Consider the following 17679-nt stretch of genomic DNA (forward strand, 5'->3'; position numbering starts at 1 on the left):
GTGAGCCCGGCGGCGTGTCCGTTCGGGGGATCAGGCGCCCAATGGGACCCGCCGCGCGCGTACGATCCGTTCGCTGATACGCCATCCCGCTTCCAGCCGTAGCACGGTGTCGTCGTAGGTCACGCTGCCGCATGTGCCGTCGGCCATGACGCCGATGCCCTTGGAGCGTGCCAGGATCCGGTCGGAGTCTTGCTCGGTCAGGATGACGTTCGTGACGTGGTGTCCGACCGGGTTCCGGTCGCCGAGGGCGAGGGCCGCGTCGCGGTTGGCGGCCAGGCCGCGTAGGACGCCGAAGCCGAAGTCGGTGATGTCGTAGGCGACGTCGTCGGTGAAGACCTCGCCGAGGCGGTCGAGCTCGCCGCGGTCGCAGAGGTGGCCGTGTAGCGCTATCAGTTCATTGATGGCGATGTGGTCGTCCCAGGAGAGGGTCATGTGCGCTAGGCTAAGTGGGGACTTCCCCACTTAGCAACCGAGGACCCGACCGATGCGTGCCGACGCCGCCAAGAACGTCCGAGCCCTGACTGCCGCAGCGAAGGAGCTGTTCGACGAGCAGGGCCCCGACGTGCCCCTGGACGAGGTGGCCCGCCGTGCCGGCGTCGGCAACGCCACCCTCTACCGCTACTTCCCGACCCGCGCCGACCTGATGGTGGGGGTCTACGCCGACGAGGTCGCCGACCTGTGCATGGACGGCGCCGCACTGCTGATGGCGGCGGCCCCGGGACAAGCGCTGTTCGCCTGGCTGAACAGGTTCGTCGTCCACGTCGCCACCAAGCGCGCCCTGGCCCTGGCCGGCACGGAGCACAACGGCGAGCGCCGCACCAAACTGTTCGACACCTGGCACGAGGCGATGCGCACCGTCGCCACGGACCTGTACGACGAGGCCCGCCGCGCCGGCACGGTGAGCCCGCAGGTGAGCGCCGAAGAATTGCTCGCGATGGCCTCCGCGGCCGCCCTGGCCGGCAACGGGCCCCAAGAGGCGCGGCGGCTGTTGACGATGATGTGGTACGGGGTCGCGGGGGACGCTGCCGTCTGATCAACCGGTGCGCCCAACAGGTGCGCCCAACACTACGCCCCGAGCTACCACCGAAGCGGAAAACCCTGCGACAGCCCGGGATCCCGGGTGCCGCAGGGCTGGACGTATTGCGTGGCGCGGGATGGCCTACCGCATCAGGAGTGCGACCCCTGCTTCCGCGTGCGCCGGGTGTACAGCATCATCCCGCCGCCCGCGGCGACCAGCGCCACCGCGCCGCCGGCCAGCGGGACGGTGTTGCCGGCGCCGGTGTGCGCCAGGCCGCCGGTGGGGCTGGAGGGGGTGGTGCTCGGGGTGGTCGAGGCGGGGGTGCTCGGGGTGGAGCTGGAGGGGTGCGAGCTCGGCGCTGTCGACGGCGAGCTGCTGGGCGTGGTGACCGGGGCGGTGGCCGGGGTCCACGCGAGTTCGGCGGACGCGGACACCGGGGTGCTCTGCGCCTGCGCGAGGATCAGGTTCTGCGACTTGCGGCCGTCGTGGCTCAGGAACACCCGGCCGGCCTCGATGCCGCTGACGGTGCTGGTCGCGCTGAGGCTGACCTGGCCGGTGGCCGGCGTGGTCGGCAGCTGGACGTAGACCACGTCGCCGTTCTTGAACGTGGTGTGCGCCGTGACGGCCTTGCCGCCGGCGTCCACGAGCTTGGCACCGGTCTTCTCGGCGTCCAGGCTCACCGAGATCGACGCCCCGGGCGTGCTGGTCAGCGTGAACCCGACCTTGGCGCCGGCCTGCGGCTTCGCGCTGGAGGTCTGGGTGATGCCGAGCGCGGCCTTGGGCTGGGCGGTGTCGTTCATGTGCCCGGTGGCCTGGGATATCAGCCAGTTGTAGAGCGAGACCACCTTGGTGTCGGGCTCGTTGTCGGTGTCGAGCCGGCTCTTGTGCTGCGGGTCGGCGAAGGTCCAGATCGCGGCCTGGGTGCCCTCGACGGCTTCCTCAGCGCTCAGCGAACCGTTGACCCCGGCTTCGGTCCCCAGCTGGTCGAGGTTCTTCTGCTGCGGGAAGGAGTTGTTCAGGATCCACTTGATGCCCTCGAGGTGCTGGGTGTCGATGCCGGTCCGCTCCGCCTCCTCGGACCAGGCGTGCTCGTCGTAGGTCTCGTGCGGGTTCAGCGCGACGGTCTGCTGGATGCAGTAGGTCCACAGTGTGCTGTCGCTGCCCGGCACGTCCAGGCCGATCAGCGCGGTGGGCGCCTGCGGGTCGTCGTTCATGACGACGGTGCCCTCGTGCTGGTAGTGCGGGTCGACCGTCGCCCCGGTGACCCCGTCGGCGTGCGCCGTGCCCGCCACCATCGCGGTGGACGCCGCGCCGAGGAACATGGCGGCGGCTATTCTCCGTCCGTTCGAGGACGTCGGTTTCAGCATGGATCCCCATCCCTATACGTGATTGCGGCACCGTGTGTGGCTTCCACGGGTGCTCAGAACACGCATACGCTAGTGGATGATCGGACCTTGACGCTGCCCTACTTCGCAATGGATCCGCTGCGCTGCTGCAACCACCTCAGCCCGATTTGAGCCACGCGGAAAGCCGGATCCGTCCCGTCGGCGAACTGCGCGGCCGTCAGCGTCGGCACCCTGACATCCGGCGGGATTCCGGCGATGTCATAGGTCCGGCCCGACGGCGTCAGGTACTCCTCGTCCGGCAGCCCGAACGTCCAGCCGTTGGGCAGTTGCCGGTCCAGGATGTCCGAGAACACCCCCTGCGTGTCCTCTCCGACCACGAGCGGGCGCGGCGAGCGGTTGAGCAGCGCCTGGATGGTCGACTCGCCGGCGCTGAACGTGGAGCCGCCGGCCAGGATCGACAGCGGCCCGTCGTAGTGCGGAGCCGCCGAAGGGTGCACCAGGAACGGCTGCGGAGGCGTGAAGTGGTCCGGCAGGCTCGGATCGTCGCGCGTCTGCTTGGCGTACGCGAAGAAGCTCTGCCCGGTCAGGCGCGAGGCCAGCATCAGGCCGAGCGGGTCGTCCCCGCCGCCGTTGATCCGCAGGTCCAGGATCAGGCCGTGCAGCCGGTCCGGGTTGTCGCCGCTGGTGCGGTCGGCGGTGAAGATCTGGTCGAGCGCGCCGGCGAAGGCGGCCGCGTTGGCCGCGGACGTGTCCTGCGATGTGAAGCCGGTGAACCCCGAAACGCGCAGGTACCCGACGCCGCCGGGCAGCGTGGCGAACGCGACGCGGCCCTGGCACCACGTCTGCAACGCGGTGGCGGCGTCGGCCAGGTCGGCGTGTTGGATCAGCGCCATCGCCCGGGTGTCGAGGTCGTCGCCGGGGACCTGCGTGCCGGGCTTGACCGAGTAGATCCGCGTCCCGTCGGCGACCAGGCCGACGTGCGCGTCGTGCAACGGAGTGATCATGGCGGCGAAGATGCTTCGCAGCTGCGCGTCGGTGGTGGTCGCGGTGACCTGCGGCCGGTAGGTGTCATAGACGCGCTGCCAGTCGATGCCGCGCTGGGCGAAGAACGGATAGTTCTCCGCGAACGTCCGCCAGAACACGTCGAAGGTCTCGATCGGCGTGGCCGAGGCCGGCCGGGTGCAGGCGGCGGGTAGCGCGGGCAAGCGAATCAGGGTGCGTGCGTTGACGTTCGCGTCGATGTGCCACAGCGCGCGGTTCGGTCCCGGTCCCGGCGTGAAGGTCGAGACGCTGCCGTCGTCCTGGTACGACGTGTCGCGGATGCAGCTGATCGCGGTGGTGTCGTAGTACTCGTATGTGGTGCCGGTGATCCGCACGATGGTGCTGTAGCCGTCGGTGCGCCAGACGCCGTCGAGCCGGCTGCCGGAGCTGCCGGAGCTGCCGGAGGCGCTCGAGGTGCTGGAGGTGCCGGCCGAGGCCGGGACGGCAAACGTGGCCACAACCGTCGCCACGGACCCGGCCAGCACCGCCGCCGTTGTCAGAGTCTTGTTTTTCCTCACGCGTCAATGCTTGTCCCGGCCTCGGCCGGGCGACACCTTGCTGTCCCCCGTCTTGCCTACCGTGCTAGCACCAGGACCAGCGACCCGTTCAGGAACGGCTGCTCCCGCAGGTGCCCGTACCGCTCGTCCCAGGCCCCCGACTCCAGATCGGCCCGCAGGCGCTCGGTGTACTGCTCGGCGACCGCCGGTTCGACGAAGCTCCACGCCGAGCACGACTGCCGTGCCGCCGGATCCAGCAGCATCTCCGGCCGGCCGTAGTACGCCTCGTTGAACCCGTCGGTGCAGTCCACCGGGATCGGCACCGGGATGACCTCGGTCTGACCGCCGAGGGTCTCGGTGATGTCGGCGATGGCCGGGTAGCGCCGGGCCTCGGTGTCCAGGACCAGCGGCGCGTAGTCGTACAGCCAGAAGTCGCGCACCAGGTCCGGGTCGCAGGTCAGGACCGCGACCGGCCCGCCGGCCACGCGGCGCATCTCGCGCAGCCCGGCCTTCAGGTCGCTCCACTGGTGCACGCTGAACGTGGTCATGGCGCCGTCGAACGCGTCGTCGTCGAACGGCAGGCTCTCGGCGGTCGCGTCGATCGCCGCCGGCAGGTGCGCCGGCCGCTGCGCACGCATCGAGGCCGAGGGCTCGACCGCCGTCACCTCGAACGCCGCCGACTCGTACGACCCCGCCCCGGCGCCGACGTTCACCACCGTGCGCGCGCCGGCCAGTACCTGCTCGATCAGGGCCGCGATACGCGGCTCGGGCTGCCGGTAGGCGGAGTAACTGGTGCCTATCGCGCCGTAGTCCGCGTCCCCCGCACTGCCGTCGGTCGTTCGCTGTGTCATGCGAAAGACCCTATAGCCCCTTACAAGTCCAGTGCCCGCACCGTCTCGCCGAGGTCCGGACCGAGCAGGGAAGCCAGGCGGGGCCCCAGATCGCGGCACGCGGCCAGCAACATCGGCAGCACTCGCGGGAAGTCGGCTTCCGAAAGCCGTTCGGCGGGACCTGCGATGGTGATCGACCCGAGGGCCTCGCCTTCCTGCCCCGCGTCCTCCCGGTTGTCCTCCCGGTACGCCAGCAGCGGTGCCGACACGCCGTTGATGCCGGGGTGGTTCTCGCCGAAGGAGGTCTCGTAACCGCGCTCGCGGATCGCCGACAATTGGTTGCTGGTAAGGCCTGCGAGGTCTATGTCCACCAACGCGCTGGACGGCAGATACGCCAGGATGATGCGCCCGCTGGACCCCACCGCCAGCGGCGACCGCTCGCCGAGCACGCCGGCCGGATCCAGGATCGGCCCGGACGGCGCCGGCACGCCGAGGACCAGTACGCGGGCCGCCCCGGAGCGCAGGTGCAGCACCACAGCCTCGCCGGTGAGGTGTGCCAGGCGCGCGATGACCGGCTGGATCGCGCGCAGCATCGCCGGACGCGGGCCGATCAGGGTGGCCAGCGCGACCGAACGCCCGGCCAGGCGGTAGCCGCTGCGTCCCAGGTGGTCGAGGTAGCCCTCGCGCTCCAACTCCCGCAGGACGCGGAAGGCCTGGGACTCCGACAGCCCGATGCGCTCGGCCACCGCGCGCAGGGATGCGGGCTGGCGCATGCCGGCCAGCGCCTCCAGCACCTGGAGTCCGCGCAGCGCAGTGCTCACGCGGCCAATACTTGCATATTGTGCAAGTTGAGTAGTGGCCGTAGCGGCGCGCGTGCGCCAATGACCCCATGAGCGCACCGTCCAACCCCGAAGGCGTCACCGGCCGCCTGGTCACCTGGATCCACGATCTCACCTGGGACGACGTCCCCGCCGCCGTCCGGGCGCGCGCCGCCCACCTGCTGCTCGACGGCCTCGGCTGCGCCCTGGTCGGCGCCCAGCTGCCCTGGTCCCGCCTGGCGACCGAGGCGGTGCTCGGCGTCGAGGGCGGCGGCGACGCGGTCGTCATCGGCACCGGACGTACCACGACGCCCTCCGGCGCCGCGCTGCTCAACAGCACCTACATCCAGGGCTTCGAGCTCGACGACTTCCATCCGCTGGCCCCGCTGCACAGTGCCTCTCTGTTGGTGCCCTCACTGCTGGCCACGGCCAGTCACACCGGCCAGCCGGTGAGCGGCCGCGACCTGCTGCTGGCCGCGATCGTCGGATTCGAGGTGGGACCGAGGATCGGCACCTCGATCGGCGGGACCACGATGCTTTCGCGCGGCTGGCACTCCGGGCCGGTCTTCGGCGTCTCCTCGGCCGCCGCGGCCTGCGCGAAGCTGCGCGGCCTGGACCCGGCGCAGACCGAGGACGCGCTCGGCTTCGCCGCGACGCAGTCGGCGGGCCTGATGTCGGCGCAGTACGAGGCGATGGGCAAGCGGATGCAGCACGGCTTCGCCGCCCGCAACGGCTTCTATTCGGCGGCCCTGGCCGCCGTCGGCTACACCGGGATCGACCAGGTCTACGAGCGCGAATACGGCGGCTACGTCGCCGTGTACGGGGAAGGCCATCCGACCGACCCCGAGGCGATCGTCAGGGGCCTGGGGGAGCACTGGGAGACCACGATGGCCATGGTGAAGTCCTGGGCCGTCATGGGCGGCCTGCACGGCGCCGTCCAGGCCGCGCAGGCGCTGCGGGCCAGGCTCGGTGGGCGCCCGATCGAGCGCACGATCGAGCGCGTCGACATCCGGGTCGGCGACGTGGTCTACCACCACGGCTGGTGGCCGCCGCACCGGCCGCTGGAGGCGATCGGCGGCCAGATGAACATCGGCTACGCCACCGCCGTCACCCTGCTGGACGGCACCGCGCTGCCCGAGCAGTTCACCGCCGCGCGCCTGGACGCCGACGACGTCTGGCACCTGCTCGACCGCACGCACGTCACCCTCGACCGCTCGATCGACGAGCTGCCGCTGACCGAACGCTTCCAGACCCACCTGACCCTCACCTTCGCCGACGGATCGACCGACACCGAGACCGTCATCTCCCCGCACGGCAACCCCTTCGACCCGATCACCGACGACGAGGTGGTCGCGAAGTTCCGCAGCCTCGCCGATCGGGTCATGGAGCCGGAGCGGGCCGCCGCGATCGTGGATGCCGTGCACGGTCTGGAAGGGGCGGCCTCGATCGCCCCGCTCGTGGAACTGCTCGCCGGGCCGGTCGCCAGGGCGCTGGATTGATGCTTCAAAGCTTGTTCACCCTGCTCGCCTTGCCCGCTCCGGAGGAGTCATGACCACACCCGCTCGCGCCCGCCTGCGCGAACTGCTCGCCAGCAAGCAGCTCATCGTCGCCCCGGGCGTCTACGACGGCATCAGTGCCCAGCTGGCCCGGCGGACCGGCCACGCCGCCGCGTACCTCACCGGCGCCGGGGTCGCAGCGTCCGGATTCGGGCTGCCCGACATCGGGCTGGTCACCCAGACCGAGATGGCCGAACGCGCCCGGATGGCGGTGCGCGCGCTCGGCGACGTGCCGCTGCTCGCCGATGCCGACACCGGGTACGGCGCGCCGATCAATGTCGTGCGGACCGTGCGCGAATACGAGGACGCCGGCGTTGCCGCGATCCAGCTGGAGGACCAGGCCTTCCCCAAGAAGTGCGGCCACCTGCCCGACAAGGAGCTGGTCGGCGCCGAGGACTTCGCCCGCACGCTCGGTGCCGCGCTCGAGGCGCGCGCCGACGACGCGATGCTGGTCATCGCCCGCACCGACGCCCGCGGACCGCTGGGCATCGACGCGGCGATCGCGCGGGCCAACCGCTATGCCGCCGAGGGCGCCGACATCCTGTTCGTGGAGGCACCGCAGAGCACTGAGGAGATTGAACGGATCGCCGCCGAGGTGAAGGCTCCGCTGCTGCTCAACCTGGTCATCGGCGGTCTGACGCCGGAGCAGTCCGCCGAGCGTCTCCAGCAGCTCGGGTTCGCCGTCGCGATCCATCCCTCCGCCGTGCTCGCTCACAGCGCCCTCGGCGCGCTGACCGCGCTGTGCCAGCTGCGCGGGATCAAGCCGGACGAGTTCCTGCCGACCAAGCCCGAGGAGTTCTTCAACCTCGTCGGGATGGCCGAGTGGTCCGAGCTCGGTGAGAAGTACCGGCCGGTGGCGGCGAACGAACAGCGCGAACAAGGAGCCTGATATGAGCAAGCCAGGCATGACGATGATCGAGCGCATCCTCGCGCGCAAAGCCGGCCTCGCCTCGGTCGCGGTCGGCGACACCGTGACCGTGGACGTCGACATGACCGTCCTGATCGACCTGCAGTTCGCCACGATGTGGCTGCCGCCGCTGCGGATCGCCGACCCCGCCAAGGTCGCGATCGTGATGGACCACGCGGTCCCGGCGCCCACGATCAAGGACGCCGCCGGCGGCCCGAACGCCCGCAAGTTCGCCGCCGAATTCGGCATCGAGCGCTTCTACGACGTCGGCCGGCACGGCATCTGCCACCAGGTCATCGCCGAGAACGGGCTGGCCCGCCCCGGCGAGGTGCTGGCCTGCACCGACAGCCACACCTGCGCCGGCGGGGCGTACAACACCGCCGCGCGCGGGCTCGGGCCTGCGGAGGTGTACTCGATCCTGTGTACGGGACGCACCTGGTTCCAGGTCTCGCCGACGATCCGCTACGAGCTGACCGGGCAGCTGCCCGCCGGGGTCAGCGGCAAGGACGTGTTCCTGCACATCGCCAACCAGTTCGGCGACGCCACCAACCACAACCTGGAGTACGGCGGTCCCGGGCTGGCCTCCGTCCCGCTTCACGATCGTCGCACCATAGCTACACAGGGCGCCGAAATCTCTGCTGACTTCTCGACTTTCGCCCACGACGACGTCCTCGCCGACCACTTCGCAGCCCTCGGCGTCACCGGCTACGAACCCGCCGACGCCGACCCGGACGCGGTCTACGCCGACGTGCGCGAGATCGACCTGTCCGCCCTGGTGCCCTACGTCGCACGCCCCGGGACGGTCTCGCGCAACGGCGTGCCGGTCGCCGAGGTGGAGGCTCGCAAGATCGACCAGGCGTTCATCGGTTCCTGCGCCAACGGCCAGCTCGACGATCTGCGCATCGCCGCCGAGGTGCTGCGCGGCAAGCAGGTGGCGCCGGGCGTGCGGCTGATCGTGACGCCGGCCAGCCAGCAGGTCTACCGCGACGCGATGCGGCTGGGCTATCTGCAGGACATCGCCGATGCCGGCGCGGTGGTCACCAACGCCACGTGCGGGGCGTGCTTCGGCTACCACATGGGAGTCGTCGGGCCCGGCGAGGTCTGCCTGACCTCCTCGACCCGCAACTTCACCGGCCGGATGGGCTCGCCGGAAGCGGAGATCTACATGGCCTCGCCCGCGACGGTCGCCGCGTCCGCGATCGCCGGCCACATCACCGCCGCCGGCCACATCACCATCACCGACGCCCGACAGGAGAGCCGCCGATGACCGGCGAACTTCACGTCACCGGCCGGGTCTGGGTTTTCGGCCACGGTCTGACCACCGACGACATGTACCCGCCCGACGCCATGAAACTCGACCTGCCCGAGGCCGCCAGGCAGGTGTTCTACGCGGTGCGCCCCGGCTGGACCGGGCAGGTCCGGCCCGGCGACATCGTGGTCGCCGGACGCAACTTCGGGCTGGGCTCCTCACGGCCGGTCGCGGCGCTGTTCCGGCAGCTCGGCGTCGCCGCGCTGATCGCCGAGGAGTTCAACTCGCTGTTCTTCCGCAACGCGGTCAACGCCGGGCTGCCGGCCATGACGGTGCCCGACGCGACAGCGGTCTTCCACGACGGCGATACCGCCGCCGTCGACCTGGCCACGGGAAGCTGGGCGAATCAGAGCACGCAGACCTCCGGCACGGTGCCGGTGCTGCCCGCCCTGGTGTTGGAGATCATCGAAAGCGGCGGGGTCCTTCCCCGGCTCGCGCAACAGGGGTATCTGCCGGCCGAACTGGCCGAGATCCTCAGCTCGCCGTCGGTGGCGGCGGCCGGACAGGGGAGTGGTGCATGAGCCTGCTCGTTCCCGGGATCCTGCGCGTCCCCACGCGCGGTGACGGCGACAACTGCTTCCTCGTCACCGACGAGCACGGGCTGACGCTCGTCGACGTCGGATGGAAGAGCGCTCCGGACGTCATCCGGCAGGCCGTCGAGGCGAGCGGCCGCACTCTGGCGGACATCAAGCGGATCGTCATCACCCACGCGCATCCCGATCACGTGCGCGGCCTGGCCGAACTCGTCGCCCGCACCAAGGCCGAGGTGCTCGTCCACGAGCTCGACGCGGCGTGGCTCGCGGCCGGCCGTGTCCCGCGCACGGGCCGGTCGGGGGCGTTCGGACGGACGATCGACCGGCTGCCGCTGCTGCACTGGGATCCCGTGACGGCGACCAGGACCGTGGCCGACGGCGCGCACATCGGACCGTTGCGCGTGATCCACACGCCCGGCCACAGCCCCGGGCACATCGTGCTGCTGCACGAACCCAGCCGGGCGTTGCTGGTCGGGGACGCGGTGTTCAACCGGGGCGGGCTCAGCAGCGGGCATGATGCCTTGGCCGCCGACCCCGGGGTGCGCGACGCGTCCTACGCGCGGATGCCTCGCGATGTCGCAGCGGTGGGATTCGCGCACGGAGCGCCGCTCGTGGGACAGGAGGCGGCGGCCGGTCTGGGGGCCTGGCTGGACGACCGGTAGCGGCGGCCTATCGCCGGTGTATCGAAAAGCCCATACATGTCGGCAACGCGGCGCCGCCTTGACTGGGGCAATGACCTTGACCGTCGAGCCGATCAACGCTGCCGGGCATCTCGCGTTCGTGCGGGCCCAGCGGTCCGTCAGCTTCCTGCAGACTCCGGCCTGGGCCCAGGTGAAGACCGAGTGGCGCAGCGAGTCGCTCGGATGGTTCGACGGCCCGCGGCTGGTCGGCGCCGGGCTGGTCCTGCACCGTCCGGTGCCGCGCCTGAAGCGGCGCACGCTGGCCTACCTGCCCGAGGGGCCGGTCATCGACTGGACCGGCGATCTCGCGGCGTGGCTCGATCCGCTGGTGGCCCGGCTCAGGGCCGGTGGCGCGTTCGCGATCCGGCTCGGCCCGCCGGTACGCACCGACACCTGGAGTGCGTCGCAGGTCAAAGAAGGGCTCGCAGACCCAGGCGTCAGGCGGCTCACCGACATGCCCGGCCGGCCGGACCCCGTCGGCGTGCGGGTGACCAAAGCGCTTCGGGACGCCGGCTGGCTGCCGCAGAACCCTGAGGACGGCTTCGGGGCCGGGCATCCGCAGTTCAAATACGAGATCCCGCTGGCCGGCCGGACCGAGGACGACGTGCTCCAGGGCATGAACCAGCTGTGGCGCCGGAACATCAGGAAGGCTGCCGGAGCGGGTGTCGAGGTCACGGTCGGCGAGGATTTGGAAGCGTTCCACGAGCTCTACGTCCACACCGCCGAGCGCGACCACTTCACACCGCGGCCCCGGAGCTACTTCGAGACGATGGTGGCGGCGATGCGCGCTGAGGACCCCGAGCGCGTCAGGCTGTACTTCGCCCGACACGACGGGGACCTTGTGGCGGCAACGATTCTGGTGCGCGTAGGTACCCACGCCTGCTATGCCTACGGGGCCTCCTCGACCGACAAGCGCGAGGTGCGCGGCTCGAACGCATGTCAGTGGGCGATGATCCGCGACGCACTGGTGGCCGGCTGCCAGACGTACGACCTGCGCGGCATCACGCCGACCCTCGATGCCGCCGACCCCCACGCGGGCCTGATCCAGTTCAAAGCAGGGGCCGGCGGACAAGCTGTGCGGTACGTGGGGGAGTGGGATCTGGTGTTGCGGCCGGCGGTGTACCGGCCGTTCCAGCTGTACATGAAGCGGCGCGGGTGAGGGATCGCTTCACCTCTACGCCAGCCCTGCCGCCAACTCGTCCAACCGCCCGCCGCGCGAAGCCTTCACCAGCACCACATCCCCGGCGGCGACGTGCTCGCGCAACCAGGCGACCGCCGCGTCGTTGTCCGGCAGTGGCACCGCGCGCACCCCGGCTCCGGCGGCGATCGGACGGGCCGCGGCGCCGACGGCGACCACGATGTCGGCGCGATCGGCTGCGTAGCGTCCGACCGCGCGGTGCTCGGCCTCGCCGGTGGGGCCGAGTTCACGCATCTCGCCGAGGACGGCGATGCGGCGGCCGGCCTCGATCGCGGCCAGCGCGTCCAGGGCGGCGCGGGTGGAGTCGGGGTTGGCGTTGTAGGAGTCGTTGAGCAGGGTCGCGCCGCCGGCCAGGCCGCGCAGCTCCATGCGCCACTTCGACAGGGACGCGGCAGCCAGCGCCTTGGTCGCGGCCTCCAGGGGCACGCCGGCTGCCAGGCCGGCCGCCACGGCCGCCGCCGCGTTGAGCGCCTGGTGCGCGCCGATGTGCGGCAGCGACACCAGGGCCGGGCCCTCGGCGGTCCGCAGTGTGAACGACGGCCGGCCGAGCCGGTCCAGGACCAGGTAGAGCACCTGGACGTCGGCGTGCTCGGCGCGGCCGAAGGTCAGGACCGGGCCGTCGGTGAGGGCGCGCATCGCGGCCACGCGGGGGTCGTCGGCGTTCAGGATCGCGGTGCCGCCCGGTGTCAGGCCTCGTACCAACTCGCCCTTGGTGGTGGCGATGGCCCCGCGCGACCCGAACTCGCCGAGATGGGCCCGGCCGACGTTCAGCACCACCGCGATGTCCGGCGCGACCAGGCCGGTGAGCGCGGCGATGTCGCCGACGTGCCGCGCCCCCATCTCCAGCACCAGGAACCGGGTGTCGGCGCCGGCGCGCAGCATGGTCAGCGGCACGCCGAGTTCGTTGTTGAACGACCCGGCCGTGGCGACCGTCGGCGCGGCGCCGGACAGCACCGCCGCGATCAGGTCCTTCGTCCCGGTCTTGCCCTGCGAGCCGGTCACCCCGACCACCGTCAGCCCGGCCCGCAGCCGCCCCACGACGTGCGCGGCGAGCACCTGCAACGCGGCGCGCGCGTCCTCGACGACGACGGTCGGCAGCGCCGTGGGCCGCGAGCCGAGCACGGCCGCCGCCCCGGCGTGCGCGGCCTGCTCGACGTGGTCGTGGCCGTCGGCGTGCTCGCCGGCGAAGGCGACGAACAGGCCGCCGGGCTCGGCCTGGCGGCCGTCGATCACGGCCGGTGCGCTTACGGTCGCGGCGGCGTCGCCGGCGACCGTCCCGCCGACGACGGCGGCGATCTCGTCGAGACGGAGCGGGATCATGAGGCGGACTCGTCATAGGTCATGCCGACCAGTCAAAGCACACCGGCATATCGCCGGTGTATCGAAAAGCTCATACATGCCGACAACCTCGCATTGTCTTGACTGGACGCCATGGGAATCACCATCTACGGATGCGGCCAGGACGAGGCGGTCTTGTTCCGGGAGCTGGCAACGGGGTTCGGCGTTGTCCCTACCGTCATCGCGGAGCCGGTAACCGAAACGAACGCCGTACTGGCGTCGGGAAGTCGGTGTGTGAGCGTCGGACACAAGACTCGCATCACCAATTCCGCGCTTCAAGCGCTCAGCCGTGCCGGCGTCACATATATCTCCACTCGGAGCATCGGCTACAACCACCTCGACGTCGACTACGCACGCAGCGTCGGCATCCGCGTGGAGAACGTCAGCTACTCGCCCGACAGCGTCGCCGACTACACGGTGATGTTGATGCTGATGGTGGTACGCCACGCCAAATCCCTCGTCCGCCGCACCGATGTCCACGACTACCGACTGCATGACGTCCGTGGCAGAGAACTGCGAGATCTGACAGTCGGTGTGGTCGGGACCGGTCGGATCGGCGCCGCCGTTGTGGATCGACTGCAGGGCTTCGGATGCCGCGTGCTGGCGCACGACCGTAGCCCTAAATGTTCGGCCGAATATGTGCTGCTCGACGAGCTGCTGCATGGCAGCGACATCGTCACGCTGCACACGCCGCTGACCGCCGAGACTCACCACATCTTGAATGCCGAACGCATCGAGAACATGAAGCCCGGTGCTTTCGTCATCAACACCGGACGTGGCTCGCTCCTCGACACCGAGGCTCTTCTCCAAGGGCTGGAAAGCGGACGTTTGGGCGGCGCCGCGCTGGATGTCCTGGAGGGTGAAGAAGGAATCTTCTATACCGACTGCCGCGACCATCCCATAGAAAGCAAAACGCTGCTGCGGTTGCAGGAACTGTCGAACGTGCTCGTCAGTCCGCACACCGCCTACTACACCGACCACGCCCTGAGCGACACCGTCGAGAACTCCATCGTCAACTGTCTGAAGTTCGAGAGTGGGAATCACTATGGATAAGCTGAAGATCGGGATCATGTTCGGGGGCTGCTCCGAGGAACACCCCGTCTCCGTAAAGTCCGCGCGGGAGGTCGCGAAGCACCTCGACACCGGCAAGTACGAGCCCTTCTACATCGGGATCACGCGCAACGGCGCTTGGAGGCTGTGCGACGGCCCAGACGATGGCTGGGAGAACAACAGCCGTCCGGCCGTGCTGTCGCCGGACCGGAGTGTGCGCGGACTGCTCGTCCTGGATCAGGGACGGTACGAGACCATCAACCTCGACCTGGTCCTACCGGTCCTGCACGGCAAGCTCGGCGAGGACGGCGCGATGCAGGGCTTGCTGGAGCTGGCCGGCATCCCCTACGCGGGCTGCGATGTCCAGGCTTCCGTGCTGTGCATGGACAAGGCGCTCGCCTACCTCGTCGTCCGGAACGCCGGCATCGCCACGCCGAAGTTCTGGACCGTGACGCCGGAGGAGAAGATCGAGCCCGACGAGCTGTCGTATCCGGTCTTCGTGAAGCCGGCGCGCTCGGGGTCCTCGTTCGGGGTCAGCAAGGTGTCCGGCGAAGACGAGCTGGCCGGCGCGGTGGAGACGGCGCGGCTGTACGACTCGAAGGTGCTCATCGAGGAAGCCGTCATCGCCGACGAGATCGGCTGCGCGGTCCTGGGCACCGGCGACGACCTGCTGGTCGGGGAGGTGGACCGGATCGCGCTGACGCACGGGTTCTTCAAGATCCACCAGGAGAGCGCCCCGGAGACCGGTTCGGAGAACGCGACGTTCATCGTCCCGGCCGACATTCCGGCGCGGTCGCGATCGCTGATTCAGGAGACTGCGAAGGTCGTGTACCGCGCCCTCGGCTGCCGGGGGATCTCCCGCGTGGACTTCTTCTTCAAGGGCGACGGGACCGTCGTCTTCAACGAGGTCAACACACTGCCCGGCCTGACCTCCTACAGCCGCTACCCGCGGATGATGGCGGCCGCCGGGTTCCCGATGAACGAGGTCATCGACCGGCTGGTGTCGGTGACGCTCACGGGGGCCGTCCGGTGACCGATGACTTCGTCTTCGTGGACCAGCTGGTGTCCGGGCTCCGGTGGGACGCCAAGTACGCGACGTGGGACAACTTCACCGGCAAGCCGGTCGACGGCTACCTGGCGAACCGCATCGTCGGCACGACGGCGCTGTGCGCCGCGCTGGAGGAAGCCCAGAAGCACGCCGGCGAGCTCGGCTTCGGCCTGGTGCTGTGGGACGGCTACCGCCCGCAGCGCGCCGTCGACTGCTTCCTGCGCTGGTCGCGGCAGCCCGAGGACGGCCGCACCAAGCCCCGGCACTATCCGAACATCGACCGCGCGGGCATGTTCGAGCAGGGCTACGTCGCCGCCAAGTCCGGCCACAGCCGAGGCGGCACGGTCGATCTGACGCTGTATCACGTGGCCACCGGAGAGCTCGCCGCGATGGGCGGTGGCCACGACCTGATGGATCCCGTCTCGCACCACGACGCCGGCGGGATATCGCAGGCCGAGCAAGTGAACCGGTTGGCGTTGCGGTCGATCATGGAGGCCGGCGGCTTCCGTCCGTACGACTGCGAGTGGTGGCATTACACGTTGAAGGACGAGCCCTACCCGGACACGTACTTCGACTTCCCCATCACCTAGGGACCAGCAATGCGGTCGGCACGTAGCGGGCCTCGGCCGCGTCGGAGGCTGGGAAACGGCGCGCGCTCGGCAGCCGGACCGTCACGCGCAAGCCCCCGTCGGGCCGGGCCGTCAGGGTGAGGGTGCCGTCGTGGGCCGCCGTGATGCTCTTGACGATCGCCAGTCCGAGGCCGACCCCGCCGTGGTCGTTCTGGACGCGTTCGGTGCCGCGCTGGAACGGCTCGGTGAGCGTCGCGACCAGGGCCGGGGCGAGATGTCCACCGGTGTTCTCCACGGTCAGCTCCACACCGTCGGCGTCGACGTCGGTGGTGACCCAGATGGTGCCCCGGCCCGGCAGGTTGTGGACGATCGCGTTGTGGACGAGGTTCGTCGCCAGCTGTAGCAGCAGCGCGGGGGAGCCGATCGCGGGGGCCACGCCGCCGGCGGTCTCTATGGCCAGGCCGCGCTTCTCGGCCACCGGGAGCAGCGTCTCGGCGGCTTCCTCGGCCATCAGCGACAGGTCGACCTCCTGGCGGGCGAAGGACCGCTGGTTGGCCCGGGTGAGCAGCAGCAGTGCCTCGGTGAGGTCGATCGCGCGGGTGTTGACGGCGTGGAGCCGGTCGATGAGCCGGCCGGTGTCGCGGTGCGGGTCGTCGCGGGCGGCGTCCAGGAGCGACTGGGTGATCGCCAGCGGGGTGCGCAGCTCGTGGGAGGCGTTGGCGGCGAACCGCCGCTGTTCGGCGACGTGCGCCTCGAGCTGCGCGAGCATGGTGTCGAAGGCGTCGGCGAGCTCGCGGAATTCGTCGTTGCTGCCCTCCAGTTCGATGCGGTGGGACAGCGAGCCGGTCGCCGCCTGGCGGCTGGCCTCGGTGATGCGGGTCAGCGGGGCGAGCATGCGGCCGGCCAGGAACCAGCCGCCGACCAGGCCCAGCAGCAGCAGGAAGAGCACCGCGACGGCCGCGGCCGGGACGAAGCCGCGCATCAGGTCCGATTGGCTGGGGCCGACGAAGAACATGACGGGGGTGGTCTCGGGCGCGTTCTGGGCGATGGACTTGCCTTCGTTCAGGGCGGAGTCGTCCGGCAGCCAGCGCAGCGCGAACACCCAGGCCACGGCGATCAGCAGCGATCCGGCGAGCACGACCAGGCCGGCGTAGCTGAAGGTGAGCTTGAGGCGGGCGCTCAGCCCCGGCGCCCGGTCGGTGGTGCGCGCTATCATCGGCGTCCCCCTTCGCCGTCCGGTTCGGCATCGATGCGATAGCCGACGCCCGGCACGGTCGCGATGACCCAGGGCTCGCCGAGCCGTTTGCGCAGGGCCGAGACGGTGATCCGGACGGCGTTGGTGAAGGGGTCGGCGTTCTCGTCCCAGGCCCGCTCCAGCAGCTGCTCGGCGCTGACGACCCCGCCCTCGGCCCCGATGAGCACCTCCAGGACGGCGAACTGCTTGCGGGTGAGGGCGACGTAGCGGCCGTCGCGGAACACCTCGCGGCGGAACGGATCCAGGCGCAGCCCGGCGATCTCCCGGACCGGCGGCCGGCTGTGCGCTCGCCTGCGGTCCAGCGCGCGCAGCCGCAGCACCAGCTCCCGCAGGGCGAAGGGCTTGGTCAGGTAGTCGTCGGCACCGAGTTCGAAGCCGCTGGCCTTGTCGTCGATCCGGTCCGCGGCGGTGAGCATGAGGATCGGCATCCCGGTGCCGGAGGCGATGATGCGCTTGGCGATCTCGTCGCCCGAGGGGCCGGGGATGTCGCGGTCCAGCACGGCGATGTCGTAGCTGTTGACGCCGAGCAGCTCCAGCGCGGTGTCGCCGTCGCCGGCGATGTCGGCGGCGATCGCGTCCAGCCGCAGGCCGTCACGGATGGCCTCGGCCATATAGAGCTCGTCCTCGACGACCAACACACGCATGCCCACGATGGTACGAGGCGGTGTATATCGTCTCCGTATCCA

18 protein-coding genes are annotated in these 17679 nt (G+C 70.4%); 10 read left to right on the forward strand and 8 right to left on the reverse strand.

Annotation, left to right across the window (positions count from 1 at the left end; translation table 11 throughout):
* Positions 1-30 precede the first annotated feature (30 nt).
* Positions 31-432 carry a nuclear transport factor 2 family protein gene (locus ABIA35_RS24590; RefSeq protein WP_370342919.1) on the reverse strand — a complete coding sequence of 134 codons (402 nt, stop codon included), beginning with the start codon at positions 430-432 and terminating at the stop codon, positions 31-33.
* Positions 433-484: 52 nt separating this feature from the next.
* Here ABIA35_RS24590 and ABIA35_RS24595 point away from each other — a divergent pair, with 52 nt between their 5' ends.
* Complete coding sequence (locus tag ABIA35_RS24595) at positions 485-1033, forward strand: TetR/AcrR family transcriptional regulator (RefSeq protein ID WP_370342921.1); 549 nt, start codon at positions 485-487, stop codon at positions 1031-1033.
* A 134-nt stretch (positions 1034-1167) separates the two neighbouring features.
* On the opposite strand, the gene ABIA35_RS24600 is transcribed toward ABIA35_RS24595, so the two are convergent.
* The 4 genes from ABIA35_RS24600 to ABIA35_RS24615 all read right to left on the reverse strand — a co-directional run bounded on the left by ABIA35_RS24600 (position 1168) and on the right by ABIA35_RS24615 (position 5553).
* A complete protein-coding gene (locus ABIA35_RS24600) occupies positions 1168-2385 on the reverse strand; it encodes a thioester domain-containing protein (RefSeq protein WP_370359474.1) in 1218 nt (405 codons plus the stop codon).
* A gap of 98 nt (positions 2386-2483) precedes the next feature.
* Complete coding sequence (locus ABIA35_RS24605) at positions 2484-3923, reverse strand: S41 family peptidase (protein ID WP_370359475.1); 1440 nt, start codon at positions 3921-3923, stop codon at positions 2484-2486.
* Between the two features lie 56 nt (positions 3924-3979).
* Positions 3980-4753 carry a class I SAM-dependent methyltransferase gene (locus ABIA35_RS24610; RefSeq protein WP_370359476.1) on the reverse strand — a complete coding sequence of 258 codons (774 nt, stop codon included), beginning with the start codon at positions 4751-4753 and terminating at the stop codon, positions 3980-3982.
* A gap of 20 nt (positions 4754-4773) precedes the next feature.
* Complete coding sequence (locus ABIA35_RS24615; RefSeq protein WP_370359477.1) at positions 4774-5553, reverse strand: IclR family transcriptional regulator; 780 nt, start codon at positions 5551-5553, stop codon at positions 4774-4776.
* Positions 5554-5621: 68 nt separating this feature from the next.
* Between ABIA35_RS24615 and ABIA35_RS24620 the strand changes: the two genes are divergently transcribed.
* From ABIA35_RS24620 to ABIA35_RS24645, 6 genes are all read left to right on the forward strand, one after another.
* Positions 5622-7049, forward strand: coding sequence for an MmgE/PrpD family protein (locus ABIA35_RS24620; RefSeq protein WP_370359478.1), 1428 nt, complete (start codon positions 5622-5624; stop codon positions 7047-7049).
* A gap of 49 nt (positions 7050-7098) precedes the next feature.
* Positions 7099-7995 (forward strand): oxaloacetate decarboxylase, encoded by an 897-nt coding sequence (locus ABIA35_RS24625; protein ID WP_370342933.1) that lies wholly within the window; start codon positions 7099-7101, stop codon positions 7993-7995.
* A gap of 1 nt (position 7996) precedes the next feature.
* A complete protein-coding gene (locus ABIA35_RS24630; protein WP_370359480.1) occupies positions 7997-9280 on the forward strand; it encodes an aconitase/3-isopropylmalate dehydratase large subunit family protein in 1284 nt (427 codons plus the stop codon).
* Positions 9277-9843 (forward strand): 3-isopropylmalate dehydratase, encoded by a 567-nt coding sequence (locus ABIA35_RS24635; RefSeq protein ID WP_370359481.1) that lies wholly within the window; start codon positions 9277-9279, stop codon positions 9841-9843. The genes ABIA35_RS24630 and ABIA35_RS24635 overlap by 4 nt, the downstream gene beginning before the upstream one ends.
* On the forward strand, positions 9840-10517 hold the full coding sequence (locus ABIA35_RS24640) for an MBL fold metallo-hydrolase (protein WP_370342939.1): 678 nt from the start codon (positions 9840-9842) through the stop codon (positions 10515-10517). The genes ABIA35_RS24635 and ABIA35_RS24640 overlap by 4 nt, the downstream gene beginning before the upstream one ends.
* Positions 10518-10587: 70 nt before the next feature.
* Positions 10588-11694: a lipid II:glycine glycyltransferase FemX gene (locus ABIA35_RS24645; protein ID WP_370359482.1), complete on the forward strand. Its 1107-nt coding sequence runs from the start codon at positions 10588-10590 to the stop codon at positions 11692-11694.
* 15 nt (positions 11695-11709) lie between these two features.
* Here ABIA35_RS24645 and murF read toward each other — a convergent pair whose 3' ends face one another.
* Positions 11710-13053: a UDP-N-acetylmuramoyl-tripeptide--D-alanyl-D-alanine ligase gene (gene murF / locus ABIA35_RS24650; RefSeq protein WP_370359483.1), complete on the reverse strand. Its 1344-nt coding sequence runs from the start codon at positions 13051-13053 to the stop codon at positions 11710-11712.
* Between the two features lie 111 nt (positions 13054-13164).
* Here murF and ABIA35_RS24655 point away from each other — a divergent pair, with 111 nt between their 5' ends.
* The 3 genes from ABIA35_RS24655 to vanX are packed head-to-tail and all read left to right on the forward strand — an operon-like array spanning position 13165 to position 15759.
* Positions 13165-14124, forward strand: a complete 960-nt coding sequence (locus ABIA35_RS24655; protein WP_370342946.1) for a D-isomer specific 2-hydroxyacid dehydrogenase family protein — start codon at positions 13165-13167, stop codon at positions 14122-14124.
* Positions 14117-15154 (forward strand): D-alanine--(R)-lactate ligase, encoded by a 1038-nt coding sequence (vanA, locus tag ABIA35_RS24660; RefSeq protein WP_370342948.1) that lies wholly within the window; start codon positions 14117-14119, stop codon positions 15152-15154. Before ABIA35_RS24655 ends, vanA begins: the two co-directional genes overlap by 8 nt.
* Positions 15151-15759 (forward strand): D-Ala-D-Ala dipeptidase VanX, encoded by a 609-nt coding sequence (vanX, locus tag ABIA35_RS24665; protein WP_370342950.1) that lies wholly within the window; start codon positions 15151-15153, stop codon positions 15757-15759. Before vanA ends, vanX begins: the two co-directional genes overlap by 4 nt.
* Here the strand turns inward: vanX and ABIA35_RS24670 are convergent.
* Positions 15752-16954 (reverse strand): sensor histidine kinase, encoded by a 1203-nt coding sequence (locus ABIA35_RS24670; RefSeq protein WP_370342951.1) that lies wholly within the window; start codon positions 16952-16954, stop codon positions 15752-15754. The genes vanX and ABIA35_RS24670 overlap by 8 nt on opposite strands.
* The gene (locus tag ABIA35_RS24675) at positions 16951-17637 is read right to left on the reverse strand and encodes a response regulator transcription factor (protein ID WP_370342952.1); all 687 of its coding nucleotides are present in this window, start codon (positions 17635-17637) and stop codon (positions 16951-16953) included. Before ABIA35_RS24675 ends, ABIA35_RS24670 begins: the two co-directional genes overlap by 4 nt.
* Between the last annotated feature and the right edge of the window lie 42 nt (positions 17638-17679).

Source organism: Catenulispora sp. MAP12-49, assembly GCF_041262705.1.
Taxonomy (GTDB): Bacteria; Actinomycetota; Actinomycetes; order Streptomycetales; family Catenulisporaceae; genus Catenulispora.

Coding starts and splice junctions, on each gene's coding strand:
- ABIA35_RS24635 (WP_370359481.1), top strand. CDS start 9,277: ATGACCGGCGAACTTCACGTCACCGGCCGGGTCTGGGTTTTCGGCCAC.
- ABIA35_RS24645 (WP_370359482.1), top strand. CDS start 10,588: ATGACCTTGACCGTCGAGCCGATCAACGCTGCCGGGCATCTCGCGTTC.
- ABIA35_RS24600 (WP_370359474.1), bottom strand. CDS start 2,385: ATGCTGAAACCGACGTCCTCGAACGGACGGAGAATAGCCGCCGCCATG.
- ABIA35_RS24670 (WP_370342951.1), bottom strand. CDS start 16,954: ATGATAGCGCGCACCACCGACCGGGCGCCGGGGCTGAGCGCCCGCCTC.
- ABIA35_RS24625 (WP_370342933.1), top strand. CDS start 7,099: ATGACCACACCCGCTCGCGCCCGCCTGCGCGAACTGCTCGCCAGCAAG.
- vanA (WP_370342948.1), top strand. CDS start 14,117: ATGGATAAGCTGAAGATCGGGATCATGTTCGGGGGCTGCTCCGAGGAA.
- ABIA35_RS24595 (WP_370342921.1), top strand. CDS start 485: ATGCGTGCCGACGCCGCCAAGAACGTCCGAGCCCTGACTGCCGCAGCG.
- ABIA35_RS24590 (WP_370342919.1), bottom strand. CDS start 432: ATGACCCTCTCCTGGGACGACCACATCGCCATCAATGAACTGATAGCG.
- ABIA35_RS24620 (WP_370359478.1), top strand. CDS start 5,622: ATGAGCGCACCGTCCAACCCCGAAGGCGTCACCGGCCGCCTGGTCACC.
- ABIA35_RS24655 (WP_370342946.1), top strand. CDS start 13,165: ATGGGAATCACCATCTACGGATGCGGCCAGGACGAGGCGGTCTTGTTC.
- ABIA35_RS24630 (WP_370359480.1), top strand. CDS start 7,997: ATGAGCAAGCCAGGCATGACGATGATCGAGCGCATCCTCGCGCGCAAA.
- ABIA35_RS24610 (WP_370359476.1), bottom strand. CDS start 4,753: ATGACACAGCGAACGACCGACGGCAGTGCGGGGGACGCGGACTACGGC.
- murF (WP_370359483.1), bottom strand. CDS start 13,053: ATGATCCCGCTCCGTCTCGACGAGATCGCCGCCGTCGTCGGCGGGACG.
- ABIA35_RS24640 (WP_370342939.1), top strand. CDS start 9,840: ATGAGCCTGCTCGTTCCCGGGATCCTGCGCGTCCCCACGCGCGGTGAC.
- ABIA35_RS24675 (WP_370342952.1), bottom strand. CDS start 17,637: ATGCGTGTGTTGGTCGTCGAGGACGAGCTCTATATGGCCGAGGCCATC.